The sequence below is a fragment of the Pedobacter humicola genome, from assembly GCF_056490705.1.
On sequence record NZ_JBWJIG010000027.1, the window covers coordinates 1 to 24,480 of the forward strand.

General features: G+C 39.0%; 27 protein-coding genes. 20 read left to right on the forward strand and 7 right to left on the reverse strand.

The window, feature by feature from the left end:
- Positions 1-202 precede the first annotated feature (202 nt).
- Positions 203-970, reverse strand: coding sequence for an MBL fold metallo-hydrolase (locus tag AC04Q1_RS25395; RefSeq protein WP_478367340.1), 768 nt, complete (start codon positions 968-970; stop codon positions 203-205).
- Positions 971-1,082: 112 nt separating this feature from the next.
- Between AC04Q1_RS25395 and AC04Q1_RS25400 the strand changes: the two genes are divergently transcribed.
- From AC04Q1_RS25400 to AC04Q1_RS25450, 11 genes are all read left to right on the forward strand, one after another.
- A complete protein-coding gene (locus tag AC04Q1_RS25400; protein WP_478367341.1) occupies positions 1,083-2,408 on the forward strand; it encodes a sulfatase-like hydrolase/transferase in 1,326 nt (441 codons plus the stop codon).
- A gap of 103 nt (positions 2,409-2,511) precedes the next feature.
- The gene (gene recJ / locus AC04Q1_RS25405; protein WP_478367342.1) at positions 2,512-4,212 is read left to right on the forward strand and encodes a single-stranded-DNA-specific exonuclease RecJ; all 1,701 of its coding nucleotides are present in this window, start codon (positions 2,512-2,514) and stop codon (positions 4,210-4,212) included.
- Between the two features lie 88 nt (positions 4,213-4,300).
- Positions 4,301-5,041, forward strand: coding sequence for an LPS export ABC transporter ATP-binding protein (gene lptB / locus AC04Q1_RS25410; RefSeq protein ID WP_478367343.1), 741 nt, complete (start codon positions 4,301-4,303; stop codon positions 5,039-5,041).
- 164 nt (positions 5,042-5,205) lie between these two features.
- On the forward strand, positions 5,206-6,723 hold the full coding sequence (locus tag AC04Q1_RS25415; protein ID WP_478367344.1) for a GH3 auxin-responsive promoter family protein: 1,518 nt from the start codon (positions 5,206-5,208) through the stop codon (positions 6,721-6,723).
- Between the two features lie 106 nt (positions 6,724-6,829).
- Positions 6,830-7,240, forward strand: a complete 411-nt coding sequence (locus tag AC04Q1_RS25420; protein WP_478367345.1) for a hypothetical protein — start codon at positions 6,830-6,832, stop codon at positions 7,238-7,240.
- Positions 7,241-7,873, forward strand: a complete 633-nt coding sequence (locus AC04Q1_RS25425) for a DUF2306 domain-containing protein (protein WP_478367346.1) — start codon at positions 7,241-7,243, stop codon at positions 7,871-7,873.
- A gap of 17 nt (positions 7,874-7,890) precedes the next feature.
- Positions 7,891-8,775 carry a YARHG domain-containing protein gene (locus tag AC04Q1_RS25430; RefSeq protein ID WP_478367347.1) on the forward strand — a complete coding sequence of 295 codons (885 nt, stop codon included), beginning with the start codon at positions 7,891-7,893 and terminating at the stop codon, positions 8,773-8,775.
- Between the two features lie 18 nt (positions 8,776-8,793).
- Positions 8,794-9,228: a YkvA family protein gene (locus AC04Q1_RS25435; protein WP_478367348.1), complete on the forward strand. Its 435-nt coding sequence runs from the start codon at positions 8,794-8,796 to the stop codon at positions 9,226-9,228.
- Positions 9,209-9,529: a DUF2752 domain-containing protein gene (locus AC04Q1_RS25440; RefSeq protein ID WP_478367349.1), complete on the forward strand. Its 321-nt coding sequence runs from the start codon at positions 9,209-9,211 to the stop codon at positions 9,527-9,529. Before AC04Q1_RS25435 ends, AC04Q1_RS25440 begins: the two co-directional genes overlap by 20 nt.
- 8 nt (positions 9,530-9,537) lie before the next feature.
- Positions 9,538-10,017 carry a CCC motif membrane protein gene (locus AC04Q1_RS25445; RefSeq protein ID WP_478367350.1) on the forward strand — a complete coding sequence of 160 codons (480 nt, stop codon included), beginning with the start codon at positions 9,538-9,540 and terminating at the stop codon, positions 10,015-10,017.
- A 95-nt stretch (positions 10,018-10,112) separates the two neighbouring features.
- Positions 10,113-10,523: a BrxA/BrxB family bacilliredoxin gene (locus tag AC04Q1_RS25450; protein WP_029275606.1), complete on the forward strand. Its 411-nt coding sequence runs from the start codon at positions 10,113-10,115 to the stop codon at positions 10,521-10,523.
- A 245-nt stretch (positions 10,524-10,768) separates the two neighbouring features.
- Here the strand turns inward: AC04Q1_RS25450 and cdaA are convergent, their stop codons facing one another.
- Both cdaA and folP read right to left on the reverse strand, forming a co-directional pair.
- On the reverse strand, positions 10,769-11,560 hold the full coding sequence (gene cdaA / locus AC04Q1_RS25455) for a diadenylate cyclase CdaA (RefSeq protein WP_055907998.1): 792 nt from the start codon (positions 11,558-11,560) through the stop codon (positions 10,769-10,771).
- 168 nt (positions 11,561-11,728) lie between these two features.
- A complete protein-coding gene (gene folP / locus AC04Q1_RS25460; RefSeq protein WP_478367351.1) occupies positions 11,729-12,583 on the reverse strand; it encodes a dihydropteroate synthase in 855 nt (284 codons plus the stop codon).
- A gap of 98 nt (positions 12,584-12,681) precedes the next feature.
- On the opposite strand from folP, the gene AC04Q1_RS25465 reads away from it, so the two are divergent.
- From AC04Q1_RS25465 to AC04Q1_RS25485, 5 genes are read left to right on the forward strand one after another with little or no spacing between them, the layout of a single operon-like run.
- Positions 12,682-13,227 (forward strand): DUF1599 domain-containing protein, encoded by a 546-nt coding sequence (locus tag AC04Q1_RS25465; RefSeq protein WP_478367352.1) that lies wholly within the window; start codon positions 12,682-12,684, stop codon positions 13,225-13,227.
- 37 nt (positions 13,228-13,264) lie between these two features.
- On the forward strand, positions 13,265-14,416 hold the full coding sequence (locus tag AC04Q1_RS25470; RefSeq protein ID WP_478367353.1) for a BT_3928 family protein: 1,152 nt from the start codon (positions 13,265-13,267) through the stop codon (positions 14,414-14,416).
- Between the two features lies 1 nt (position 14,417).
- Positions 14,418-15,473: an ABC transporter permease gene (locus tag AC04Q1_RS25475; protein ID WP_478367354.1), complete on the forward strand. Its 1,056-nt coding sequence runs from the start codon at positions 14,418-14,420 to the stop codon at positions 15,471-15,473.
- 3 nt (positions 15,474-15,476) lie between these two features.
- A complete protein-coding gene (locus AC04Q1_RS25480) occupies positions 15,477-15,923 on the forward strand; it encodes a DinB family protein (protein ID WP_478367355.1) in 447 nt (148 codons plus the stop codon).
- Between the two features lie 24 nt (positions 15,924-15,947).
- A complete protein-coding gene (locus AC04Q1_RS25485) occupies positions 15,948-16,451 on the forward strand; it encodes a shikimate kinase (RefSeq protein WP_478367356.1) in 504 nt (167 codons plus the stop codon).
- A gap of 130 nt (positions 16,452-16,581) precedes the next feature.
- Here the strand turns inward: AC04Q1_RS25485 and crtD are convergent, their stop codons facing one another.
- Genes crtD through AC04Q1_RS25500 form a run of 3 tightly spaced genes read right to left on the reverse strand, consistent with a single transcriptional unit; the run spans position 16,582 to position 20,280 of the window.
- Complete coding sequence (gene crtD / locus AC04Q1_RS25490; protein ID WP_478367357.1) at positions 16,582-18,069, reverse strand: 1-hydroxycarotenoid 3,4-desaturase CrtD; 1,488 nt, start codon at positions 18,067-18,069, stop codon at positions 16,582-16,584.
- A gap of 4 nt (positions 18,070-18,073) precedes the next feature.
- On the reverse strand, positions 18,074-19,777 hold the full coding sequence (locus AC04Q1_RS25495; protein ID WP_478367358.1) for a M28 family peptidase: 1,704 nt from the start codon (positions 19,775-19,777) through the stop codon (positions 18,074-18,076).
- A 44-nt stretch (positions 19,778-19,821) separates the two neighbouring features.
- The gene (locus AC04Q1_RS25500; protein WP_478367359.1) at positions 19,822-20,280 is read right to left on the reverse strand and encodes a DoxX family protein; all 459 of its coding nucleotides are present in this window, start codon (positions 20,278-20,280) and stop codon (positions 19,822-19,824) included.
- A 211-nt stretch (positions 20,281-20,491) separates the two neighbouring features.
- Between AC04Q1_RS25500 and AC04Q1_RS25505 the strand changes: the two genes are divergently transcribed.
- The 3 genes from AC04Q1_RS25505 to AC04Q1_RS25515 all read left to right on the forward strand — a co-directional run bounded on the left by AC04Q1_RS25505 (position 20,492) and on the right by AC04Q1_RS25515 (position 22,638).
- Positions 20,492-20,602 carry a hypothetical protein gene (locus tag AC04Q1_RS25505; protein ID WP_025145553.1) on the forward strand — a complete coding sequence of 37 codons (111 nt, stop codon included), beginning with the start codon at positions 20,492-20,494 and terminating at the stop codon, positions 20,600-20,602.
- Between the two features lie 143 nt (positions 20,603-20,745).
- Positions 20,746-22,158 carry a 23S rRNA (uracil(1939)-C(5))-methyltransferase RlmD gene (gene rlmD, locus AC04Q1_RS25510; protein ID WP_478367360.1) on the forward strand — a complete coding sequence of 471 codons (1,413 nt, stop codon included), beginning with the start codon at positions 20,746-20,748 and terminating at the stop codon, positions 22,156-22,158.
- A 69-nt stretch (positions 22,159-22,227) separates the two neighbouring features.
- Positions 22,228-22,638 carry a hypothetical protein gene (locus AC04Q1_RS25515; protein ID WP_478367361.1) on the forward strand — a complete coding sequence of 137 codons (411 nt, stop codon included), beginning with the start codon at positions 22,228-22,230 and terminating at the stop codon, positions 22,636-22,638.
- A 135-nt stretch (positions 22,639-22,773) separates the two neighbouring features.
- On the opposite strand, the gene AC04Q1_RS25520 is transcribed toward AC04Q1_RS25515, so the two are convergent.
- The gene (locus AC04Q1_RS25520; protein ID WP_478367362.1) at positions 22,774-23,478 is read right to left on the reverse strand and encodes a head GIN domain-containing protein; all 705 of its coding nucleotides are present in this window, start codon (positions 23,476-23,478) and stop codon (positions 22,774-22,776) included.
- A gap of 192 nt (positions 23,479-23,670) precedes the next feature.
- Here AC04Q1_RS25520 and AC04Q1_RS25525 point away from each other — a divergent pair, with 192 nt between their 5' ends.
- Entirely contained in the window at positions 23,671-24,177 is a 507-nt protein-coding gene (locus AC04Q1_RS25525; RefSeq protein ID WP_478367363.1) for a phosphoribosyltransferase family protein, read from the forward strand.
- The last annotated feature ends 303 nt before the right edge of the window (positions 24,178-24,480 follow it).

The following is a 24,480-nucleotide window of genomic DNA, read 5'->3' on the forward strand; positions in this document are numbered from 1 at the left end:
TGATATCTTTAGCCACTGAAATACAGAAGACGCGGAAAATAAAGATTACTAAGTTTTACCACCGGGTACACTGAATTTAACATAGCGGAACAAGAGCTGTTCAGAATTCCAAGTATGCACCCAGCTCTGTGGTCTTTGTGATCTTTGTGATAAAAAAGTAACTCTGCTTGCTTTGCACCCTTAGCGGTAAAAACGAATGGATTTATCTTATCCGAAATCCACCTTCAACAGCATCCACAAAACCGGTTGCAGCGCTTTTGCCATGATAGAATAAACATTCCCAATTTTCTTCAGCAGCTCTTTTACCAAATTCTTTACGTAGTTCCATTGCTTTGCGGCCATCGAAATCGTATTTGGCGATAAAGTTTTTAACCAGTTCTTCGGGCTCAGGCAGTACATCGCCACCAAAAAACACTTTTTGATTGCCTTCAGTTAAAAGAAAAACCTGGTGGTTCGGGCAGTGTGCGCCGGTAAATTCGTAAGCAATGGTTTCATCCAATGCCCCATCGCCTTCCACAAATTTTAACTGTGCATTGCGCTGTACGAAATCGAATATATCGGTATGGTAAGAAGAGGAAGTACTGCTAAAAGCCGTTTCCCATTCGCCGCGGTTAATCACGTATTCTGCATCAGGGAAACTCAATTCCACTTTGTCGTTGCCTTGCTTGTGGATCATTCCCCCAGAATGGTCATAATGTAAATGCGACATTAAAACCTTTGTAACATCCGTGGGGTCGAAACCTGCATTGCGGATGTTTTTATGTAAAATCAGCTCGCCGTGGTCATCACTAAAACCGAGTCCGGTATCAAAAAGAACAAGGTCGTTTTTCAGTTCAATTAAAAAAGGCTGAACATTGATGAATAATGATGCGGGTCTGTCTTTAAATGTATGTATGGCGGGGTAGAAAGGCACAAATTTCTTTGATGCGTCAACCGAATAGGTTCCTTCGAATAGGGTGTGAACTTGCAAAATGTAGATCTTTAATGTTTCTACAAAGTTAACAATCTAAACGGGAGTATTTGTTTCGGTAAAAGCTTGGATACTTCCTTTTTTTGTAAAATATGATGCTTAAATTTCGGGCATGAATCTCCGCATCTTATTTTTGATACTGGCCTCCAGTTTCTTTACACAGTTAAAAGCACAGCAAAAACCAAATGTAATTATCGTACTGGCCGATGATATGGGGTACGCAGATATTTCATGTTATGGAAGTCCGTTGATTAAAACGCCGTTTTTGGATGGAATGGCAGCAAAAGGAGTAAAAGCAACCAATTTTGTAACCACCTCACCAACCTGTACACCATCGAGGGCATCATTGTTAACCGGAAGGTACTGCAGCAGGATGGATTTGCCATGGCCCATTGGTCCGGGCGACAAACGGGGAATCCCTGAAGATGAGATCACGATTGCACAGCTGCTTAAACAATCGGGTTATGCTACCGCCTTGGTTGGTAAGTGGCATTTGGGCGATCATGGTGTTTCCTTACCCAATAAGAAAGGATTTGATGAGTTTTATGGCCTTTTATACAGTCACGATTATAGGGCTCCTTATGTAAAAACTGATACTACGATCAAGATTTTCAGAAATACCAAGCCTGAAATTTATAAACCGCATGATAGTATTTTAACCAGTTCTTATACCCGCGAATCGATTCAATTTATTAAGAAAAGTGCTGCGGACAAAAAACCGTTCTTTCTTTATCTGGCACAAAATATGCCACATTTGCCTGTCGCATTTGCCGCACAAAAAAGCAGAAAAACACCTTCGGCAGGTGGTGAGCTTGGCGATGTAATCGAAGATATGGATGCGGGTTTGGCGGCGATCTGGAAACAGGTAGTCGCTTCCGGACAGGCAGACAATACCATTTTTATTTTTACCAGCGATAATGGCCCGTGGATTAATGCACCACAGCGGATGTACGATGATGGTTTTACTAAATTTTACCATGTAGGTTCGGCGGGGATTTTTAAAGGTTCGAAAGGTATTTCTTACGAAGGCGGTCACCGCGTTCCTTTTATTGTATACTGGAAAGGGCATACACTTAACAATACCCAACTTACCAAACCCATTTCAAACCTTGATGTTTTTCCTACGCTGGCCGAATGGACCAAAAGTAAGCTTCCTCAAAAAGTGTACGATGGCGAATCGGTTTCAGCTTTGCTTACCGATAAGAATTATGATAAACCGCACCGCCCAATCTACTACCATAATTATGTTTTGGAGGGGGTAAAAGATGGCGATTGGAAATTGAGGATTACCAAAAAGGATGATAAAGAACTTAGTGAACTATATAATTTGTCCTGGGATCCAGCAGAGCGCGTAAACTTAATTGAAGATGCGAAATATGCTGATCAGAAAGCACACCTGATGAAACTTTATCAGGCTTATCCTGGAAGTTCCAAGTAAAATTTAACCTTTTGTTAATGAAGTCATTGTTTATTGCCCAACCCAAGATTAACACCATCATATTCAATTAAAATGTATATTTACTGTTCGGAGACAGAATTAAATGGAAAAAAGATGGGTGCTGGCATCAGATTGCAATGAAGGTACGGTAACAGAAATAGCAGAACAACTTAACATAGCTCGCTCACTTGCGCAGATTCTTGTGCAGCGGAATATCTGTGATTTTGATCAGGCGAAAGATTTTTTTAGACCTGACCTGAACCACCTTCACGATCCTTTTATGATGAAGGATATGGATGTAGCTATTGCCCGTATCGAAACTGCCTTGGCCACCCACGAAAAAATATTGATCTATGGCGATTATGATGTAGATGGTACAACTTCCGTTGCACTTGCCTTCAGTTTCTTCTCTCAACTTACTAAAAACATAGAATACTATATTCCAGACCGTTATTTGGAAGGTTATGGCATTTCTACCGCTGGGATTGATTATGCCAGCGAAAATGGGTTTTCTTTAATTATTGCATTGGATTGTGGTATCAAATCAATCGATAAAATTGACTATGCCAACACTTTGGGTGTCGATTTCATCATCTGTGATCACCATTTGCCGGGAGATGAATTGCCTCAAGCTGTTGCCGTTTTAGATCCGAAGCGCTCAGACTGTTTGTATCCTTTTAAGGAACTGGCTGGCTGTGGTATCGGTTTTAAACTTGCGCAGGCCTACGCACAAAAACATCAGCTTGCAAAAGAAACTTATCTGCAATATTTAGATTTAGTGATGGTGAGCATCGCTGCCGACATTGTTCCGGTAGTAGGGGAGAACAGGATTTTAGCTTATTATGGATTAAAGAAATTAAACTCCAATCCTTGCGAAGGTTTACGCGCCCTAATGGAAGTTTCTGGCAAAACTGAAAATTATAGCATTACCGACGTGGTTTTTACACTAGGCCCACGGATTAATGCGGCTGGAAGGATAGACCATGCAAAACATGCCGTAGCCATGTTGCTTTGCCAAGTAGATAGTAACGCCTTGGAGCAAAGCGAACTCATCAACCTTAAAAATACAGAACGTAAAACATACGATCAGGACATTACCCGTGAGGCTTTAGCGCTGATTGGCGAAAGTGATATTCTGATCAACAAAAAAACTACAGTTGTTTTTAACGAAAACTGGCATAAAGGGGTAATCGGGATTGTGGCTTCACGTTTGACCGAAAAATATTACCGTCCTACAATTGTATTGACCAAATCTAACGGTCACGTAGCGGGTTCTTGCCGTTCGGTAGTAGGCTTCGATTTATACGAAGCCTTAAGCGGCTGCGCACATTTATTGGACCAGTATGGGGGACATAAATTTGCGGCAGGTTTAACCATGCAACAACAGAATGTGGATGCTTTTGCGGATAAGTTTGAAGAAATTGTGTCCGCCAGCATTACGGAAGAGCTACTTACGCCCATGATCAGGATTGATGCCGAAATTGAACTGGCACAGATTAATGGTAAATTTTTCAGGGTACTATCTCAAATGGGTCCATTCGGACCAGAGAATATGTCGCCAATATTTGTGACACATAATGTATACCTTGCACAACATGCCATGGCGGTCGGTCAAAATCATTTAAAAATTAATATAAAGCAACAAAATTCGCCTATTTTTGAAGGCATTGCATTCGGATTGGCCGAATTTCAAAACCTTTTGCAGCCAAAGGTGCCATTTTCGATTTGTTATACCTTAGAAGAGAATGTGTGGAGAGATAAGAAATGGTTGCAATTAAATATTAAAGGAATAAAAGTTAATTAACTAAAAAATAAATCGTCATGCTGAACTTGTTTCGGCATCTAATTAGAAAGATCCTGAACTAAATTCGGGATGACGGATCGATCGATATATGATATTAAGAGCCGAAAATCTGGTTAAAAAATATAAGCAGCGTACCGTTGTAAATAATGTTTCCTTTAATGTGAGCCAGGGAGAAATTGTTGGTCTTTTAGGTCCAAATGGTGCTGGAAAAACAACTTCGTTCTACATGATTGTTGGTTTGATCAAACCGAACGAAGGACGCATTTTTTTAGAGGAAGAAGACATTACCGAAGATCCAATGTACCGCAGGGCACAAAAGGGAATTGGTTACCTGGCCCAGGAAGCATCAGTTTTTAGAAAACTTACTGTTGAAGATAATATTCTTGCCATTCTGGAAATGAGCAATTTGAGCAAGGAAGAACAAAAAGATAAACTTGAAGAATTGATCAACGAGTTTAGCTTACACAAGGTTCGTAAAAACCGTGGCGATTTGTTATCGGGTGGCGAGCGCCGCCGTACCGAAATTGCACGTGCTTTAGCGGCCAATCCCAATTTTATTTTACTGGATGAACCCTTTGCCGGAGTAGACCCGATTGCGGTAGAAGAAATCCAGAGTATTGTGGCTAAACTGAAACATAAAAATATTGGCATCCTGATTACCGACCACAATGTACAGGAAACGCTATCTATTACCGATAGGGCCTATTTGCTTTTTGAAGGGAAAATTTTAGAACAGGGCGTGCCAGAAGTTTTGGCCGAAAACGAGATGGTAAGAAAAGTTTATTTAGGATCGAACTTCGTGCTAAAACGTAAGAAATTTGATGTTTAATCATTCAAAATCAACGATAAATTACTTCAACCGACAAACAAATATTCATTTCGTGTGTTGCCTAAACTTTATGCTTGAAAGAATTTCTGTAAAACGATGTACTGTGAATAAAAAGTGTGTAGAAACGTATGATGATATGATGCTCATTAATTTTAACATTTAAGATGGCATTTGTAAATTCGATTTTTACCTGGTTAATGAAAAAGCGGATCCATCAGATCGAGCTTTTTATGAAATACCCATACGACGTTCAGGAAGAGTGGTTTCATACCCTGATTGATAGTGCTGAAAATACGGAATGGGGCAAGATGTACGATTATAAATCGATTTTAACCCCCCAGCAATACCAGGAACGTGTTCCGATCCAAAATTACGATACTTTAAAACCTTATATTGAGCGCATGCTCCATGGCGAGCAGAATATTCTTTGGCCATCCGATATCAAGTGGTTTGCCAAATCATCGGGTACCACTAGTGATAGAAGTAAATTTATCCCCGTTTCCCAGGAATCATTGGAGGAATGCCACTTTAAAGGTGGTAAGGATATGCTTTCTATCTATTGCAACAACCGTCCGGATAACCAGATGTTTACCGGAAAGGGTTTGGTATTGGGTGGAAGCCATCAGGTGAACCAGTTAAATGAAGATTGTTTTTATGGTGATTTATCGGCAGTGCTGATCAAAAACCTTCCCATTTGGGCCGAATATTACCGTACGCCCGACATGTCTATAGCCTTGATGGACAATTACGAAATCAAAATGGATAGAATGGCCGAAGCCACCATCAACGAAAATGTAACCAGCATTTCCGGTGTACCTACCTGGACCATTGTATTGGCTAAGAAAGTACTCGAATTAACTGGGAAACAAAATTTACTGGAAGTTTGGCCTAATCTCGAATTGTATATTCATGGTGCAGTAAACTTTGCACCCTACCACGAACAGTTTAAACAGCTGATTCCGTCCGGTGAAATGTATTATCTCGAAACCTATAATGCATCTGAAGGATTTTTTGGGATCCAGGATCAGGACCATTCTGAGGAAATGTTATTGATGCTTGATTATGGTATTTTTTATGAGTTTGTTCCAATGGAAAACATTGGCGAGGAAAATCCCATAGCATTGTTATTGGGTGAGGTAGAACTACATAAAAATTATGCCATCGTGATTTCTACAAACGGTGGATTGTGGCGCTATATGATTGGCGATACCATTCAATTTACCTCACTTTCTCCCTACCGCATTAAAATTACCGGCCGTACCAAACATTTCATCAATGCCTTTGGTGAAGAAGTAATCATTGACAATGCAGAACAGGCTTTAACTAAAGCTTGCCAGGAAACCGGTGCAGAAATAAAAGATTATACCGCCGGCCCGATTTATTTTAAAGATGAAAAGGCCGGTGGGCACGAATGGATCATCGAATTCGATAAGCAACCGAATAATTTTGAAAAATTTGTTGACATTATGGACAATACATTGCGTGAAGTGAATTCTGATTATGATGCCAAACGTTTTAAAGACATGGCATTGTCCCGGCCTAAAGTACACAATGCACCTGCAAACACGTTTTACAATTGGTTAAAAGCAAAGAATAAACTTGGCGGACAGCATAAAGTGCCACGCCTGGCGAATGAGCGCAAATACGTTGATGATATTTTGGAAATGATGAAATCTTCTTAATTTTAATAAATATCATTTAGGCATGTTAGTCTGAGGCTGTTGAAGACCTTGTAAGTCATGCCGACAAACTCAATGTGATAGTTCTATTTAATCACTCTTCTCAACCATGAAAAACATCCTCTTCATCCTTTTTTTACTTTTAGGATCATTTACCTATCAATCGATGGCTCAGGTTAAGGAAAGCCATAAAGCACAGATTGCCTATAAAATTGTAGAAACTTCCCCTCGATGTAAACAGCTTACCAAGGGGCTTTACGAAAGGATTGTTAAAAACGGAGGTACCTCTTATGGCATTATGCTCGAAAGCAGCCCTAATCCTAAAACCGATCCATCACAAGAATACTCCAAAACCTATAACTTTAACCTGCACGAAAGTTATGCGGACAGGATGCCTGTTATCGCCCGGTTTGTGTTTGATCCGAAAAAGCAACAGCTTTACGAAGATGATGTGGTAAACGCACAATTGGTCGCCATAGCTTTTGATAAAAAACTGCTTTTGTTGTTTAACAAAAAATAAATGAAAAGCATTAGCTATAAAAAATTAGCCTGGCTATTGTTCTTTGCCTATTTTTTTATATTAATGGTACAGATTACGCTACGTTATATTCCGTTAAGCAGTGAGGTCTCTTTTCTTCAGATCAAACAGACTGAAGTATCCGGGATTAAAGCTTATCTCCCCATATTTTATATACACGTTTATAGTGCCATATTTGTACTACTGGCTGGTTTTACGCAGTTTAATGCAGAGATTTTAAAAGAATATCCGAAATTACACAAGTGGCTGGGCTATTTGTATGTAAGCTTTGTATTGCTGTTTGCCGCACCATCTGGCATATTTATCGGCTGGTTCGCCAATGGCGGTTTAATGGCTAAAACCTCATTTATTATTTTAGGTATTTTGTGGTTTTGGTTCACCTTAAAGGCCTTTCTACTTATTTTAAAAAGGAAAATAATAGACCATAAAAAGTTAATGTACCGTAGTTTTGCTTTGGCTGCTTCTGCCATCACCCTAAGGCTATGGAAAGTTATTTTAGTATATTTATTTCATCCTGCCCCTATGGACGTATATCAGATCATTGCCTGGTTAGGCTGGATACCCAATTTATTAGTCGCCGAGTGGCTGATTAAACAGAAAAATTTTAACCTCTGAAACAAATACATTCCCTTATGAAAAAAATCTTATTACTCGCGCTCATTCCTTTTTTGATGCTTTCGTGCAGAGACACTAAAAAACCAAAACAGGGAAAACCAGCAGGCATCGCACAACAAGAAATCCATAAAGAGTTGTATGGCTTTTGGGTTGGCGATTTTTACACAACCGATGAATTGGAATACGATGGAGACATGTCGGATGCTGTTAAAAAACTGAATATCAATATTAAAAGAATAACCAGAGATACGGTGATTGCGCAGAGTGTGGTTTCGGGCAATAGACGTCCTTTGTTGGGGAAATTATCAGAAGATGGGAATAAAATTACTTTTGTTCTGGATGAACCAGGGACTGAGAAATACGATGGAAAATTTGAAATCACCCTTGTTGGCGATACACTGATCGGCAAGTGGAACGCTTATAAAAAGGAGTTAAAATGGCCTGAAAAAGAATTCAAATTGCTGAAAAAAGCTTTCGAGTATAATGCAAACCGCATGTTGCCAACCGAAATGGAATATGTAGACTGGAGCGATCACAAAATGGTAGAACAAATAGATACCCTCGAAGATGGAAGTATAGATTCGTTAGGCGCCAATACTTTTTACAGAAGCGCATCCGAACAGATTTTTAAATTAAATGCTTCAACTGCCCTACTGAAAGAAGAAGATGTGAAGAATTTAAGGAAGTTGGATCTCCAGATTATTAAAAATACCATTTTCGCCAGACATGGTTATGCCTTTAAGAAACAAACTTTCAGAAATTTCTTTGATCCGGTAGAATGGTATGTTCCTGTAAAAAACAACGTTGATAACGATTTAACAGCCATTGAGAACAAAAATATTGTATTGTTAGACCGCTTTACCAAATATGCCGAAGACAATTACGATGCTTTTGGCCGTTAATTTGTATATTGAATAACCATGAAATTGAATCGGGAGAAAATATTGGGTTTCTTTAAAAAATCGCAGACTAAAGCTTCGGTGATCTTAAGTGATAAAACCAAGGCAAGCAATACGATTAAAGATGCTCTGGGAAAAGCAGTAACAAATAAAGGTGATCTGGAAGGAGTTTGGTCGAAACTGGTGCTGCTGTTTGCTGTGAGTAAAGATTATGTGAATGGCGATTATACCGAAATTCCAAAAAGATCAATCATTGCCATTTTAGGTGGACTGATTTATTTCTTGTCGCCAATAGATGTAATTCCGGATTTTGTGCCTGTATTGGGTTTTGTTGATGATATTTACATCTTAAATCTGGTATACAGGCAGGTGCTTAAAGATCTGGAAAAATATAAAGTTTGGAAAGATGCACAGATCAAATTCATTGGCGATATAGATGGCTCAACCGCATCGTAATTTTTTTGATTGGATAGGCGAACATCTTTTTAGCTGTCCCTTTAAGACCCACTTTGGGATAGATTGCCCGGGCTGTGGTTTGCAACGATCCGTTTTGGCTTTATTCCGGGGAGATTTGATGACTTCATTTAAGTTTTATCCGGCAACACTTCCACTGATTTTTGTGGTGTTGTTTACCATTATTCATCTCAAAGCAGATTTCAGGTTTGGGGCACAGCTCATCAAAATCGCTTTTGCAGGTGTTGCAGTAATTATCTTAATCAATTACATTTACAAAATATATACTCATCAATTGATCTAAATATAACTATGTCAGAAGAACAGGAAACCCCTCAGGAAAATAAACCCATTGATCTTTCAAAAGATCAGAATCCGGAACCAGCGCCCTTTCAACCACTTGGGAATGGTCCGGTAACGCCACCACCATTTCAGCAACCGCCACCATTTGGGCAATTTGGAGGAGGGGGTTTTGGGCAGCAGAACTTACCAAACGCTACAGCATCACTGGTATTGGGGATTTTGGCTATACCGGCATGCTGCTTTTATGGCATATTCGGATTGATCTTTGGCGTAATTGCATGGATTTTAGGCGCGGGTGATATGAAAAAGTATGAAATGAATCCAGGCATATATACCGAATCTTCATATAAAAACGCTAAGGCAGGTAAAATCTGCGGCATGATTGCAACTATATTAAGTATACTGTTTGTTGTGCTAATCATTCTGATCATTGTAGGTGCAGTAGCCAATCCTCAAATGTTTGATAATATGATCAAAGGTTGGCACTAGGCCAATTAATTTTACCTTAAAAATATAAATCGGATGGTGCATACCATTCGATTTTCTTATTTTTGTATCGTTCAAATTGTAAATAAAAAAAGATAATGTATCCAGAATATTTAGTAGAGCCAATGCGTAAGGAATTAACTAACGTAGGTTTTCAAGAATTAAAAAATGCAGAAGATGTAGATCAAGCCATTAAAGGCGAAGGAACTGTGTTGGTAGTAGTAAACTCTGTTTGTGGATGCGCGGCAGCAAATGCACGTCCGGCAGCCAGAGCAGCAGCTGCACACGAAAAACATCCAGATAAATTGGTTACTGTATTTGCAGGTATGGAAAAAGAAGCGGTAGATCAGGCAAGAAATTACATGATGCCTTTCCCTCCATCTTCTCCGGCAATGGCGTTATTTAAAGATGGTAAATTGGTTCACATGATCGAGCGTCATCAAATTGAAGGCAGACCGGCACAAATGATCGCTGATAACCTGATTGGTGCTTTTGAGCAATACTGCTAAAGATTGATTATACGGATTGAGGGGTTATACCAACAAGTAGGTATTTAAATTATAATGAAATGGTGAGTGGGAACATTCACCATTTTTCATTTATTGGGTTTGTGAAGTTTGTTAATTTTCCTTAACGATTATTCTACTCGATCGTCATGCTGATCCGGTAGCTATCGGATTTATTTCAGTATCTTTCTGCTATTAGAACCCTGAAATGAACTGAGGGTGACTATACCGGTAATCTTAACTATGCATTAAAAATCTTTATTCAATAATTTCTCTAACTCCCCGAAAGAGACATTCATTCTTACCCTACCTTGTTTGGCGTACGATATTTCTCCCGTTTCCTCCGATATAATTACCGCTACAGCATCAGTCGTTTCAGAAACGCCGATCCCTGCACGGTGTCTTAGTCCAAACTGTGAGGGCAGCTGGTCATTATCTGTTAGGGGCAAAATACAACTGGCACTTTTGATTTTATTTTCAGAGATCACGACGGCACCATCATGCAGCGGACTGTTTTTCTGAAAGATACTTTCCAGCAAACGTTTTGATATTTTGGCATCAACAAGTTCACAACTGTTGGCGAAAAATTGTTCGTCGTAAAATTTAACAAATACGATTAAAGCCCCTGTACGGGTTTTTTTCATGCTTTTGCAAGCATCAATAATGGGTTTTATGCGGGTTAAATTGTTTCTTTCAATCTCTTTTCTGCCGAATAAATAACCCCACCAGGCTTTATTTTTCTGTAGAAAGGCATTTTTCCCAATCAGTAACAGGAAACGCCTAATCTCCGGGTGGAAGATTACAATCAAGGCAATAATCCCTACACTCATAAATTTCTCTATGATTGCCGTTAATAACTCCATATGTAAGGCTTTTACGATCCAGTAAAAAACTGTGATAATAAACATCCCAACAAGCAGGTTAACCGCAAGTGTATTGCGGATGAGGGTATAAACGTAGTAAATTAATAAGGCTACTAAAATGATATCAACGATATCAGTAGGCGATACTTTAAGGAAGTCGAAATCAAAACCTTTCATTTGTGGCAAGATAGCAAAATGCTTTTCAGTTTACAAGCAGGATAGGTTAACTGTGTAATGGATATTAATTTCAGAATTAATCAGTCATATCTTTATTACCAATAAAGCGGGTCGCTATTACACTCAAGCCAATTCACCCTGCCTTGATCGATTAACCGATTAAAACAATTAACCAGTTAACCGCTCTACCAGTCGCACGCACTCCACCGCTTCCCGAACATCATGCACCCTTAAAATACCTGCACCTTTTTGCAACGCGATAGTATTGAGTACCGACGTCCCGTTTAAGGCTTCTGCTGCCGTATTGCCCAGTGTTTTATAAATCATTCCCTTACGCGAAAAACCCACCAATATCGGAAGTTTAAAAATCTTAAAGGCCTCCATCTGGTTGAGTAGTTCATAATTGTGTTCAATAGTTTTTCCGAAGCCAAAGCCAGGATCAATAATGACGTCATGGATGTGGAGTGCTTTAAGTGCCTCAACTTTTTTGGCCAGATAATCAATTACCTCCAGCAAAACATTGCCATAAACCGGGTTTTGTTGCATGTTTTGTGGTGTGCCCTGCATGTGCATAATCATATAGGGTACCTGCAGTTTAGCTACGGTGTCGAACATCAATTCATCCATATCGCCAGAAGCAATATCGTTAATGATATGTGCGCCGGCCAAAACAGTTTCCTCGGCAACTTTAGCCCTAAAGGTATCGATAGAAATAATGGCTTCAGGGAATGCTTTTACTAAACTTTCTACCACAGGCACCAAACGGTCAACCTCTTCATTGGTAGAAATATCTTTAGCACCTGGTCTTGATGAGTAGCCGCCGATATCGATAAATGTGGCACCTTCATTTAAAAACTGAGCAGCTTTGTTTAAGGCTTCATCAATAGATTTTGTGCGGCTGTTGGTGTAAAAAGAATCGGGCGTGATATTTAAAATACCCATCACTTTTGGTGTACTTAAGTCGAGGAGTTTACCTTTTATGTTTAAGCTTTGTTTGGGCTCAAAAAAGTTTTTTTCTGCCATAATAAACCCTTTCGGGATTTGGGTTTCGCTTTAAAAATGTATCTTTAGCTTTTGTTTTTTCACGACAAAAATACATTAAAACTAAATAATTATTGGCTTTGGCACAAACAAATACCTCTACCGAATTTGATGAAGTGATTGCAGTTTGCAGATCATTATTTTTAAAAAAAACTAAAGATTATGGCACTGCATGGCGGATTTTAAGACCAAGTTCGATAACCGACCAGATTTTTATCAAAGCACAGCGCATCCGTACCCTTGAAGAAAAAAGAGTAAGTAAAGTAGGGGAGGGTGTAATTTCCGAATACATTGGTATTGTAAACTATTGCGTAATTGCCATGATGCAGCTCGAACTTACCGAGAACGATCCGAACGAAATGCCTTTTGCCGAAGTTGAAAAACAGTTTGAGGAAAAAGTAACCGAGACCAAAGACTTAATGTTTGCCAAAAACCACGATTACGGTGAAGCCTGGAGAGATATGCGCGTGAGTTCTTTAACGGATCTGATTTTGATGAAGGTATTTAGGGTGAAGCAGATCGAAGATAATGAAGGGCAAACCCTTGCCTCGGAAGGGGTTAAAGCAAACTATCAGGATATGTTGAACTATTCGGTTTTTGCATTGATCAAATTAGGTGTTAAATAAATGATGGCACAATTGGTTTTGAAATAGATAGATACACATGCGAAACATACTTTTACGATTCTCCAGAATTTTTGTCGGAGCCTTATTTATATTTTCGGGATTAATAAAGGCCAATGATCCGCTTGGATTTGGGTATAAACTCCAGGAGTATTTTGAAGTTTTTCACATGAACTTCCTGAGTGGAATAGCCACTGGTATTGCCATTTTACTCTGTACACTTGAAATTGTGCTCGGGGCCCTATTGTTGTTGGGCTTCTGGAGTAAGAAGGTAGCCTGGGGATTATTGTTGTTAATCATCTTCTTTACGCTGTTAACATTTATTTCTGCAGCATTTAAGGTAGTTACCAGCTGTGGTTGTTTTGGTGATGCCATCCCGCTTACCCCATGGCAGTCGTTTAGTAAAGATCTGATCCTTCTGGCGCTGATTATTGTGATTTTCTTAAACAAAAACCTTATTCAGCCCTTATTTAAAAAAGAAGCTACCCAAAGAAATATCGCCATCGCAGTAACGGTGGTATCCTTAGGTTTTGGTGTTTACACGTATAATGTATTGCCCGTTATCGATTTTCTCCCTTATAAAGTAGGTGCACATCTTCCCTCATTAATGGTTATTCCTCCGGGAGAAAAACCAGATGAATTCGAGATCATGTACCATTTAAAAAACAAAAAAACCAAAGAAGAGAAGGAGATGAGCGATAAAGCTTATCTTAAAACTGAAATCTGGAAGGATAACAACTGGGAAATTATAGGTGAGCCAACAAAAAACCTGGTAAAAAAAGGATTTGAACCCAAAATTAAGGATCTGAATATTACTGATGCTTCTGGTACCGACTATACCAAAGAGTTAATCGAGAATCCATACTATAACATCATTTTTGTGGCCTACGATCTCCATGCTACAAATGAAAACGCAATCGGTAAATTGAATGCGCTGGCTTTAAATGCCACCCAACAGTTTAATATCCGCACCGTATTACTTACCTCCAATTCAGCGCAGGATGCACAGGCTTTTATCAAAAAGAATAACCTGTTTTCTGAAGTTTTCTATGCAGATGCAGTACCCTTAAAAAGTATGGTAAGGGCAAATCCAGGTATTTTATTGATGAAAAATGGTGTGGTGATTAATAAGTGGCATTTTCATAATATACCAACTTTTGATCAGCTGAGCCGGAAATATTTCGATAAATAATATGATCGGATATGCACTAAAAAAACTAATGTACGGACTGCTTGTAATGGGTGGTGTGATACTGGTTGTTTTTGTGCTGTTTAATATTCTGCCAGGCGATCCTGCGCGGATGACCATGGGGCAAAGAGCAGATGTACAATCGCTTGAGGCCGTGCGCAAAGAATTTGGTTTAGACCGTTCCAAGCCTGTACAGTTTATTTTATACATTAATGATTTATCGCCCATTAGTATTTTAGATAACGATAGTACCAGTAAACAGAAATACCATTATGCCAAAATCATGGCATTCGATAAAAAGGTACTGGTTGTAAAATGGCCATACCTGCGCAGTTCCTATCAAACTAAACGTGATGTAACAGCTATATTATCCGAAACCGTACCAAATACTTTTATTCTGGCTTTAACAGCAATGATTTTTGCCACAATAATCGGTGTCTTTTTAGGCGTTTTATCAGCCGTTTATAAAGATTCGTGGATTGATAAAACGGCCAATGCTTTTGCCATTCTAGGCATATCTGCACCCTCCTTTTTTGCCGGGATTATTATCGCCTGGTTGTTTGGATTTGTACTGAGTAATTACACAGGACTAAAAATGAGTGGCAGTTTATATTCTTACGATCCTTTTAATGGTGAAGTATTAACTTTAAGGAATTTATGGCTGCCAATGATTACCCTTGGCTTAAGGCCTTTGGCCATTATTGTACAACTTACGCGTAGCGCAATGCTGGAGGTTTTGGCGCAGGATTACATTAGGACGGCTAGGGCTAAAGGCTTGAGCAGAAATGCCATTATTTATAAACATGCCTTAAAAAATGCCATGAATCCGGTAATTACGGCCATTTCAGGATGGTTTGCCTCTTTGTTGGCAGGTTCCTTCTTTGTGGAGTATATCTTTGGATACAACGGATTGGGAAGAACTACGGTAACGGCCCTGGAAATGTCTGATTTTCCAGTTGTCATGGGCTCTATTCTATTTATTGCATTCGTATTTGTGGTGATCAATATCCTGGTCGATATTTTATATGCCTATGTTGATCCAAGGGTTAAATTAAGCTAAACCATGCAAGAAGAGGAAATTATAAATTATACGGAGCTTGCAGATCAGCGCATGATCGAAATCTTCAAGCTTGCATCAGTCGAAATGCCCGATGCCGAACGCTTGTTCAGCCATATACTCAATGCACAGCATATATGGGCACAACGGATGTCGGGCCGGAAACCACTCTATGGTGTTTGGGACATCCATCCAAAGGAAAATTTTGAAGGGATTTCTTCAGATAATTTTAGATTGATCAGGATTGCGTTGAAAGATAATGCCTTGGATAAAAGAATTGTATACAGTAACTCACAAGGGGTTTCGTACGAAAACGGATTGGATGAAATTTTATTTCATTTATTTAACCATTCTACTTATCATCGTGGACAGGTTGTAACCTTATTGAAGAAAGAAGGTTTTGCGCCACCTGTAACTGATTATATCATGTTAAAACGCGACCATTTACTGTAGGTCGATTAAAAAATAGATAAACACATGAAGATTTTCCTTATCGGCTATATGGGCTGCGGCAAAAGTACAAAGGCCAAACAGCTGGCACATCGTTTAGATTGCCCTGTGATAGATCTTGATGCCGAAATTGTTTCGAAAACCGGTAAAAGCATTGCCGAATATTTTGCCGAATTTGGAGAAAGCGGTTTTAGGGATTACGAAAGCGAAATGCTTAAAACCTTCGATTATCCTGAAACCTGTGTGGTAGCCACCGGAGGAGGATTGCCATGTTTCTTCGATAATATGGAATGGATGAATGCCCATGGCGAAACGGTGTACCTGCAAATGGAGCCTGCTGCCCTGGTATCACGATTACATAACCGGCAAAAGCGTCCGTTGATTAAGGATTTAGATGATGAACAGCTTTTGGTGTTTATTAAAGAGAAACTTCAGGAGCGTGATCCTTTTTACACCCAGGCTAAATTGATTGTAGATGCTTTTGATCTGGATGGAGAAAAGTTGGAGGCGGCGATTAAGAATAATCGATAGTTGAGTTTGGTGCTTGGAGTTGGGCGTTTGGAGCCAATTGATTGATTAAGCTAATAGTGGATATACACCTGCAAACGAACCAATAACCGATAAGCAATGAATGATTATACTATTGACCAATGACCAATAGCTAATTAACCATTGAACCAATTCCATCATCAATTATTTTTGCCGATAATAGTGCAAGTGGGATTCCACCTCCCGGATGTACACTGCCTCCGCAGAAATACAAATTTTTTACTTTCGAACTGAAATTGGAATGTCTTAAAAAGGCAGAAAATTGACTGTTGGAACTGTTGCCATATAAGGAACCCTGATACGATCCTGTTTTGCTTTCAATACTTCTCGGATCAAGAACCTGTTCGCAAACAATATCTTTTTCGATGTTTCTGTTTAAAATGCGGCTTATCTTTCTAATGATATTTGCTCTGGCTTCTTTAATTAACAGATCCCAGTTTTGATTGTTATTGGCAGGTACATTGATCATAACAAACCAATTTTCACTATCCATAGGGGCATCTCCTCTGATGTGTTTAGCGCTAATGTTAATGTAAACCGTCGGATCATTACTAATTGTTTTGTCCTTCCAAATGGCATCAAATTCTTTTTGATAATCTTCAGCAAAGAAAATGTTGTGCAAACCTAAATCACTATAATTCCCATCCATACCCCAATAAAAGATTAAAGCTGAACTACTGCGCTCCTGGTTTAATAATTTTTTAGGTTCAGGTATGCCTTTAAGTAGGTTTTTATAAGTAAACCAGATATCAAGGTTAGAAATCACTACGTCTGCTACATAAGTCTTGTCGTTAACTTTTACCCCATGAACTTTAGTTTTGCCTTCATTGGTATATAAAATTTCTTCAACTTTTTGGCTGTAATGAAATCTGATGCCTAATTCTTCTGCAAATTTTACCAGGGCCGTAACAATGCTATACATCCCGTTTTTAGGAAGAAAAGCGCCAAAATGATATTCAAAATGTGGAATTACATTTAATGTGGCCGGTGCCTGATAAGGGTCAGAGCCGTTATAGGTGGCATAACGGTTAAAAAGTTGCGTTATCCTATCATCTCTAAAAAAAGATTGGTTTGCTTTAGCCTGTGTTCTAAATGCATCAATCTGTCCAAAACGGAATATCGATTTTAAAGTATCCCAATGGAGGTAACTTTTAAGTTTATGTAAACTTCTTTGTAAAAATACACGGTGAGTAACCTCATAAATGGTTTTGCTTTTATCAAAATAGCGCTCAATTTCTTCTACAGTCGATTCGGTTTTTTCTTCAATTTCTTTTGCAAATTTCTCTATATCTGCGCTGGCATTCAACCTTAAACCATCTTCGTAGAAATAACGGCAAACTTCTTTCAGCTTGATGTACCCGAAATAATCTTTAGGGTTTTTATCGGCCAGCTTGAAAAGTTCGTCTACGTACTGTGGCATCGTAAATAAACTTGGTCCGGCATCGAACCTAAAACCATTCATTTTTATTTCCGACAATTTACCACCCGGTTTCGAGTTGGCTTCAAATACAGAAACTTCATAGCCCTTTACGGCAAGACGGATGGCAGATGCAATTCCTGCAATTCCGGCTCCAATAATTATTGCTTTTGGTTTAGGCATCAATTTACTTCAACTCCTCTAAATACACTTTTGTTTGCTTTTCAATCTCAACAGTTGCAAATTTGATCGCTGAACCCACTTTTGTGGTTTCGGATTTTACAGGCATTTTATTCACTGTAGTCAATGCATTAGTATACCATTTGGCCCAAACTTCGATAATGTGTTTTTCATCAGCTGCAACTTTCCCATCTTTAATTGCTTGTTTACTCAGCTCAAATTCAGTTTTTAAACGGGTTAAGGCATCCGTTTTAATCTGCGCAACCGTTGCTACAGCGGTATTTTCATCTGCTGAGATTAAAGTATAAGCAGCAGTTAAACCGCTTATGCCAACATTTTTCATTTCTGTTGGCGAAACTTTATCAATTCTGTCATTATCCGTATGGTAAAATACATCAGTGAAATGCCACATCAGTAAACCAGGGATTTTATTTTGCAAAAATGGAGTATGATCGCTGCCACCTTCGAAAGGATTATAATTCACCGTCCAATTGGCAAATTTCCCCTGTGTTTTACAGATGTCGAAAATGAAATCGTTAAAGTAATGCGGGAAAAGATCTTTTTCGCCTACATCCCCTGCACCCCATTCCGTATGTTTATCTGTTCCCCTCGTCCATATGGCAGATGGGTCGGGCATTTTCTCGATCAGAAAGGAGCCGCCGGTTTTTTTAGTATCCTCGCCAACCATATCTAAACTCATTCCCCACATAATGCCTTTAGCACGCATTGTATCTTCTGTGATGTATCTTCTGGTGGATACAATCTCATCGCCCCATAAAAAGGTTAAGCTCCGTTTCGGGCTGATCTTTTTCGCCTGGTACAGTTCGGCAGTTAACCGAGCCATTTCTGCTAATGTACCAACGCCGCTGGCATTATCGTTTGCGCCAGGCTCCTGTACATGGGCGCTGAATACAAAACGCTCAGTAGGGTTTAGGCTACCCCTAACATTAGCTACAATGGTTAATTCCTCTGATGGATAAATTTTTGTCTGGATATTAACTTTTAACTTGGTTTCGCCTTTTAAGCAGGCTGCTTTTAATTTTTCTTTAGCCGCATAAGATAAAAGCAAAGTCCACACTTCACTATTGGCTTTCATGCTTCCGAACTGAATGGAAGTCTGGTGGATTTCGGGTTGGGTATATTTCGGCATCGAATAACCCAATACGCCAACTGCCCCAGCATTAGTGGCCATCTGAAGCAAGCGTGAAGGATTACTCTCGGTAAATAAAATCTTTCCCTTGAGGTCTGTTTTTTCAATTTCGCCGGGTGTAGCATTGGCGATGAAAACTACATTTGCTGTAATGCCTCCATTAGGTGTTGATGCGCAATTGATCGGGATCATATTGCGGTTGGTTTTGAAAGAGATTAGGGGTTGAGATTCGCCAACAATATCAATATTGGCATCAACAGGTTCCCAGGTATTGTTTTTCATCGCTCTTTTTTCGATGCGATAAGTTAACGGCGCCTCAAACTCGTTTTGTTTCTGTTCTACAAAACCAGCATTTTTAAGAATGTTTTCTACATAATGAATACTCGCGTTAAAACCTGTGTTGCCCGGAATGCGGAAATATTTTTCTACAAATGCTGTAGTTTCGTAAGCATTATTCTCATTAAAGCCAGCTCTGGTCAGTTTGAAATATCCGTCTGTTGGGTTTTGTGCATAACTTGCCAATCCCGCAAAAAGCAGTGTAAAAAGTATCTTCGTTTTCATGATCATCTATAAAAGCGAAAGATACTAAGAATATTCAATGTTGCTTAAGCGTAGCGTTTGCCAGTTTTGCGTTTTAATCCTTCGTCAACAGATAAAGGCCCCGAACCCACTACCCAAAACATAATGAGCAGGAATAATACCAGTACCGAAAACCATAATTCTGAATTCGGCGAAGAGAAACCCGGGGTAAGGTTAACGAAAAACACTGCAAAAAGTAAGATTGGAATCTGAATGACTACTGCAAAGCGGGTAACTAAACCAAGCGTAATTAAAACGCCCCCAACCAAATGCGCGAATGCGACAACATGAATAGCTATACTGATCAGCACGCCAGAAAAGCCAAATACGTTGTTTTGTGTGATCAGATTCTGGAGTACCGATGTGTCGCTGATAAAAGAAACACCTTTTCCAAAAATGATCAGGCCAAGGATAATGCGCAGGTAATCCAGCCATTTTGAGTGATGAACATCTCCCCAATGTTCAATTTTACGGATAACGTTCATAATGAACCTCCATTTTTTATGTGAATGATATAATAAGTTACGGATTTAAATTGATTTATCAAATAATTCGCTGGAAATCAATGCCATTAAGCTTGAATCATATTTATTTAAATTTTACGCATTGATGTAAAATTAACATAAAATTAATTTGTACCGTTTCGGTATTTGGTATGAATTTCGTATTATTGCTTAAATAGATAGGTTTTTTATCATGAGCAAAGAAATATTAGAGTTTTCTGTACAAGTAGATGAAAAATTTGACCTGAAATTTAATTGGTTGGATGGCTTTTGGGGCGCTGCGTTTAAATTTTTTGGAAAATAATTTTTTAAAATCTAAATTTTCTTAACGAACAATCACGGTTCGAACACTACAGTATTGCCTAATCTTTCTTGATTAACTGGAATTTAAGCCCTCCGCCTTTCTACCCTCTACCTTTAACCTCTTTTTTCTATATTTGCAAAATAATGAGTAGAAGAAAACCCGGTACGGTAACTATTGTTCCAAACGTACATATAATCGATATTGCTGAAGAGGGAAAAGGTGTTGGAAAGGCCGACGAGTTGGTCATTTTTGTTGATAAGGCTGTTCCCGGTGATGTTGTAGATGTTAGGTTGACCAAAAAGAAAAAGAATTTTGCAGAAGCCATCATTGAACAACTGCACGAAAAATCGGAACTACGCACCGATCCTTTTTGTCCTCATTTCGGAACCTGTGGCGGTTGCAAATGGCAGCACATGGGCTACGATGCACAGTTAAAATTTAAACAGAAAAATGTTGAGGCTGCTTTACAACGTCTTGGTAAAATAGATACGTCTGGCACTGAACCGATTTTAGGTTCGGCAAAAAACAGGTATTACCGGAATAAACTCGAATTTACTTTTTCGAACAAACGTTGGTTAGAAAAAACGGATATCGAACGTGAAGAGGATTTTGATATGAATGCGCTGGGTTTTCACGTGCCCCTGCGTTTCGATAAGATTTTAGATATCGAACACTGTTACCTGCAGGATGAGCCTTCTAATTCGATCCGAAATTCGGTGCGCAAATATGCTTCGGACAATAGTTTGTCTTTTTATGATTTACGTAACCATGAAGGTGCTTTACGCAACCTGATTATCCGTACTTCCACTACCGGAGAGGTAATGGTAGCAGTAGTTTTTGCTTATCCGGAGCAGGAGCAGATTGATGGCCTGATGAATTTCCTAAAGACAGAATTCCCTCAGATTACTTCATTACTATATATCGTTAACCAAAAGAAAAATGATACGATTTTTGATCAGGATGTGGTAGTGTTTTCTGGTAGAGACCATATTTTCGAAGAAATGGACGGCATCCGATTTAAAATTGGTGTGAAGTCTTTTTACCAGACCAATTCTGAGCAGGCTTTCGAATTATATAAAATTACCAGGGATTTTGCGGGGTTTAATGGCGATGAGCTGGTTTACGATTTATACACGGGTGCCGGTACAATCGCGAATTTTGTTGCAAAGAATGTAAAGCAGGTAGTAGGCGTAGAGTATGTACCAACCGCTATTGAAGATGCAAAGTTTAATTCTGAGTTAAATGGGATTGATAATACGATCTTTTATGCCGGAGATATGAAGGATATCCTTACTTCAGAATTTATCCTGGCTCATGGTAAACCAGATGTGGTAATTACTGATCCGCCAAGGGCTGGCATGCATGCGGATGTAGTACAGCGTTTGCTGGAAATGGAAGCAGAAAAAATTGTTTATGTGAGTTGTAATGCAGCTACACAAGCAAGAGATTTAGAGCTGTTGAAAGAAAAATATGATGTAGCACGCATTAAACCGGTGGATATGTTTCCACACACGCAACACGTAGAAAATGTGGTATTACTGAAGCTGAAAGCTTAATATGTAACATGGAAGATGTATGATGGAACCTTAAAACGTTTCAACATTCGAACTTTTCAACAACAAAAAATGGATAGAGAAGAATTATTAAGTGCAACGCCAGAAGATAGTGGGGCACCACAAAAACAGGAAAGCCCGCTGGTAAGTTTAGAGAAAGATCTGGAGTTTTACGCGGATGCCGTAAGGGAAGTTGCTATTGAAATTATGGTTGAAGGCATTTCAGCTTACCCTATTTTTATTGCGCACCAGCACGAAGTGAACATTGGCGAGCTTATTTTAAATAAAGAAGAACTCAACACCAACTGGACCATACAGGCTTCAACATTAGAAGAGTTTGTAGAAAAAGGAATTATCAATAAAGAAAAAAAAGAACCTTTCTTAAAGGTTTATAAAAAGCCTGAAGATTTTATGTGCGTATTCGTGATCGTTCCTGAAGGTGCCAACTTTATTTATTATCCCTACAAAAAAGGCAGAGGGTAGAAGATTTAAGATTTCCTACTATGGCCCGTTAACCACCAGGATCTGTAAAATCCATTAATCTGTGCAACCACCTTCCAAAAAAAACGCTGCTTTGCATCCACAAAGCAGCGAGTTATCATTAACTAAACTAAACTCTTAATTTACGTGGTGTACATCTCCGCTTTTTGAGCTGGAGGTTTTCTTTAATGAGGCATTTCCTTTGTAGCTCACATCGCCACCACCGCTTGCACTTGCTTCTAGGCCTTTATTTACATAGAGATTAACATCCGAACCGCCAGAAGCCTGTACTTTCGCGTAATCTGCAATTAATTCATAGGCATCAATATCGCTGCCTCCGCTCGATTGAATGGTCATATTTGCTGCTTTGCCTTTTAAATCGAGGTCGCTACCACCACTCGATTGAATGGATAGGTCGTTACAAACTACAGTCAGTTTTAAGTCAGAACCTCCCGAAGAACGGAGGGCAAGCTTATCTGTTTTGATCTGGGTTTGTGTAAAAACATCCGATCCTCCCGATGCCGCTAGTGCATTTAATGTTTTAAAACTCACGTAAGCTTTAATGACACGGTTTTTAAACAGGCCGCTCCAATTAATGCCATCTTTGAATTTTATATTGATATTGCTGCCGTTTTGTTCAACAACGATATCCTTTAAGGTTTCCGAATCAGATTTTATACTTACGCTTTCGCTATTGCCCTGGGTAAGGTATAAATCTATTCCACTGCTCACCCCTATACTGTTAAAGTTTTTTACCGGGAAATTTTTCGCTTCCTGTGCTTTAGCCATATAGCTGGTTACGATCATAAATAAAATGGCGGATGATTTGGTGATGATTTTCATAATTGTATTTCGTTAAATGATTCTTGATTGTCATACCGCAATGTTCCTGGGATGATAATTCAAGATTTTGTGTTTTGGTTATTGATTAGACGCATCTCTAACCGAAACGTTGCAAACAATCGAAATTATTTTTAAAATAGTTTGAATTTCATGCTTAAAATCGTTCTTTTTGTATTCAATCCTTTTTATACAATGGCATCGCAATTACTTATTCTTAACAAGAAGCAGATTCAGCAGAAAATAGACCGCATAGCTTATCAGATATTGGAAGACAACCTGAACGAAAAAGAAATTGTACTTGCCGGTATTTGGGACCGCGGGTACAAACTGGCGCTTAGGTTGGAGAAGGTACTTAAAAAGATCTCTGGATTTAAATTGACCTTATTGCGTATCGATTTACAAAAGGAAAGCAGTAAACTGGTTGCCTCAACCGATCTGGGTGAAAGCCATTGGAAAAATAAAGTGATCATTATTGTTGATGATGTGTTGAACAGCGGTAAAACCCTTGCTTACGGTTTGGGTGTTTTCTTAAATACGCCGCATAAAAAAATCCGTACGGTTGTTCTCGTAGACCGGAGCCATAAAATTTTTCCCGTAGCTACTGATTTTGTAGGATTAGAACTTGCCACTATTCTAAAGGAACATGTAGATGTAGTGATGGATGTGGAGGGTGAAGAAGACCGGGTTTATCTGAGCTAGATTAAGATGTAAAATGGAAGAGGTAAGATGGATGAAAACTTTCTTTTACAGAAGCTTTCAATCCGTTGAGTACATGATATAGTCGTCACTATATACGGGGACTATATGTTAAAGATTTGCAATTTACCGTTTGTATCGTCCTCGTTTGTAACGAGGATGAATGAGAATAGCGATTGTATCGCTAATATTCAAAACATTTAAAACTATTATGCCACATTGTAAATGTGGATCTCGGTAATCCTCGTTACAAACGAGGACTATACGTTAAAGATTTGCAATTTACCGTTTGTATCGTCCTCGTTT

Bases quoted from the DNA above. Each gene is read 5' to 3' on its own strand.
- AC04Q1_RS25400 (WP_478367341.1), top strand. From the start codon at position 1,083: ATGAATCTCCGCATCTTATTTTTGATACTGGCCTCCAGTTTCTTTACA.
- recJ (WP_478367342.1), top strand. From the start codon at position 2,512: ATGGAAAAAAGATGGGTGCTGGCATCAGATTGCAATGAAGGTACGGTA.
- lptB (WP_478367343.1), top strand. From the start codon at position 4,301: ATGATATTAAGAGCCGAAAATCTGGTTAAAAAATATAAGCAGCGTACC.
- AC04Q1_RS25415 (WP_478367344.1), top strand. From the start codon at position 5,206: ATGGCATTTGTAAATTCGATTTTTACCTGGTTAATGAAAAAGCGGATC.
- AC04Q1_RS25420 (WP_478367345.1), top strand. From the start codon at position 6,830: ATGAAAAACATCCTCTTCATCCTTTTTTTACTTTTAGGATCATTTACC.
- AC04Q1_RS25425 (WP_478367346.1), top strand. From the start codon at position 7,241: ATGAAAAGCATTAGCTATAAAAAATTAGCCTGGCTATTGTTCTTTGCC.
- AC04Q1_RS25430 (WP_478367347.1), top strand. From the start codon at position 7,891: ATGAAAAAAATCTTATTACTCGCGCTCATTCCTTTTTTGATGCTTTCG.
- AC04Q1_RS25435 (WP_478367348.1), top strand. From the start codon at position 8,794: ATGAAATTGAATCGGGAGAAAATATTGGGTTTCTTTAAAAAATCGCAG.
- AC04Q1_RS25440 (WP_478367349.1), top strand. From the start codon at position 9,209: ATGGCTCAACCGCATCGTAATTTTTTTGATTGGATAGGCGAACATCTT.
- AC04Q1_RS25445 (WP_478367350.1), top strand. From the start codon at position 9,538: ATGTCAGAAGAACAGGAAACCCCTCAGGAAAATAAACCCATTGATCTT.
- AC04Q1_RS25450 (WP_029275606.1), top strand. From the start codon at position 10,113: ATGTATCCAGAATATTTAGTAGAGCCAATGCGTAAGGAATTAACTAAC.
- cdaA (WP_055907998.1), bottom strand. From the start codon at position 11,560: ATGAAAGGTTTTGATTTCGACTTCCTTAAAGTATCGCCTACTGATATC.
- folP (WP_478367351.1), bottom strand. From the start codon at position 12,583: ATGGCAGAAAAAAACTTTTTTGAGCCCAAACAAAGCTTAAACATAAAA.
- AC04Q1_RS25470 (WP_478367353.1), top strand. From the start codon at position 13,265: ATGCGAAACATACTTTTACGATTCTCCAGAATTTTTGTCGGAGCCTTA.
- AC04Q1_RS25475 (WP_478367354.1), top strand. From the start codon at position 14,418: ATGATCGGATATGCACTAAAAAAACTAATGTACGGACTGCTTGTAATG.
- AC04Q1_RS25480 (WP_478367355.1), top strand. From the start codon at position 15,477: ATGCAAGAAGAGGAAATTATAAATTATACGGAGCTTGCAGATCAGCGC.
- AC04Q1_RS25485 (WP_478367356.1), top strand. From the start codon at position 15,948: ATGAAGATTTTCCTTATCGGCTATATGGGCTGCGGCAAAAGTACAAAG.
- crtD (WP_478367357.1), bottom strand. From the start codon at position 18,069: ATGCCTAAACCAAAAGCAATAATTATTGGAGCCGGAATTGCAGGAATT.
- AC04Q1_RS25495 (WP_478367358.1), bottom strand. From the start codon at position 19,777: ATGAAAACGAAGATACTTTTTACACTGCTTTTTGCGGGATTGGCAAGT.
- AC04Q1_RS25500 (WP_478367359.1), bottom strand. From the start codon at position 20,280: ATGAACGTTATCCGTAAAATTGAACATTGGGGAGATGTTCATCACTCA.
- AC04Q1_RS25505 (WP_025145553.1), top strand. From the start codon at position 20,492: ATGAGCAAAGAAATATTAGAGTTTTCTGTACAAGTAGATGAAAAATTT.
- rlmD (WP_478367360.1), top strand. From the start codon at position 20,746: ATGAGTAGAAGAAAACCCGGTACGGTAACTATTGTTCCAAACGTACAT.
- AC04Q1_RS25515 (WP_478367361.1), top strand. From the start codon at position 22,228: ATGGATAGAGAAGAATTATTAAGTGCAACGCCAGAAGATAGTGGGGCA.
- AC04Q1_RS25520 (WP_478367362.1), bottom strand. From the start codon at position 23,478: ATGAAAATCATCACCAAATCATCCGCCATTTTATTTATGATCGTAACC.
- AC04Q1_RS25525 (WP_478367363.1), top strand. From the start codon at position 23,671: ATGGCATCGCAATTACTTATTCTTAACAAGAAGCAGATTCAGCAGAAA.